1 protein-coding gene and 1 pseudogene are annotated in these 1,177 nt (G+C 65.5%); both read left to right on the forward strand.

Annotation, left to right across the window (positions count from 1 at the left end; all coding sequences use genetic code 11):
- A partial coding sequence (locus tag Y703_RS23075; protein ID WP_035764546.1) for a saccharopine dehydrogenase family protein occupies positions 1-543 on the forward strand: 543 nt, incomplete at its 5' end.
- Positions 544-593: 50 nt separating this feature from the next.
- Positions 594-1,177, forward strand: a pseudogene (locus Y703_RS19190) (saccharopine dehydrogenase C-terminal domain-containing protein); the annotation flags it as partial.

Here is a 1,177-nt window from a genome sequence, read left to right on the forward strand (position 1 = left end):
ATCGGCCCTGTGGAGTGCGTCAATGTGGAGCATGAGGAGGTGATCCTGATGCCGCGCTGGACCAAGGCGAAAAAGGTGACCTTCAAGTACGGGCTCGGCGATGAATTCATCGACGTACTCAAGACCCTCCACAAGCTGGGCCTCGACTCCACCGAGCCGCTGATGGTGAAGGGCGTCCCTGTCTCACCCCGCGACGTCGTGGCCGCTGCCCTGCCCGATCCAGCGACCCTCGGCGACCGGATGACGGGGAAGACCTGCGCGGGCCTGTACGTGACCGGCGAAGGGCGGGACGGCGAGCCCAGGGCTGTGTATCTCTATCACGTGGTGGACAACGAGTGGTCGATGGCCGAGTACGGGTCGCAGGCGGTGGTGTGGCAGACGGCGGTGAACCCTGTGATCGCTCTGGAACTGCTCGCGAACGGAACCTGGCAGGGCTCAGGGGTCCTTGGGCCGGAGGCATTCGACTCCCGGCCGTTCCTTGACCTGCTCGCGGCAGACACGCCGGTCGGTTACGGCTCTCCGTGGGGACTTGAGGAACGCTAGAACCCCCCCGCCTCCCGAGCCGCAGCGCAGACCCCAGCGATACCCAGAAAGAGCCGTTCAGCGAGCCGGAGGTCTTCGACTTCCCCGAGGGGATCGGCCCTGTGGAGTGCGTCAATGTGGAGCATGAGGAGGTGATCCTGATGCCGCGCTGGACCAAGGCGAAAAAGGTGACCTTCAAGTACGGGCTCGGCGATGAATTCATCGACGTACTCAAGACCCTCCACAAGCTGGGCCTCGACTCCACCGAGCCGCTGATGGTGAAGGGCGTCCCTGTCTCACCCCGCGACGTCGTGGCCGCTGCCCTGCCCGATCCAGCGACCCTCGGCGACCGGATGACGGGGAAGACCTGCGCGGGCCTGTACGTGACCGGCGAAGGGCGGGACGGCGAGCCCAGGGCTGTGTATCTCTATCACGTGGTGGACAACGAGTGGTCGATGGCCGAGTACGGGTCGCAGGCGGTGGTGTGGCAGACGGCGGTGAACCCTGTGATCGCTCTGGAACTGCTCGCGAACGGAACCTGGCAGGGCTCAGGGGTCCTTGGGCCGGAGGCATTCGACTCCCGGCCGTTCCTTGACCTGCTCGCGGCAGACACGCCGGTCGGTTACGGCTCTCCGTGGGGACTTGAGGAACGCTA

Source organism: Arthrobacter sp. H20 (assembly GCF_000520515.1).
Taxonomy (GTDB): Bacteria; Actinomycetota; Actinomycetes; order Actinomycetales; family Micrococcaceae; genus Arthrobacter_D.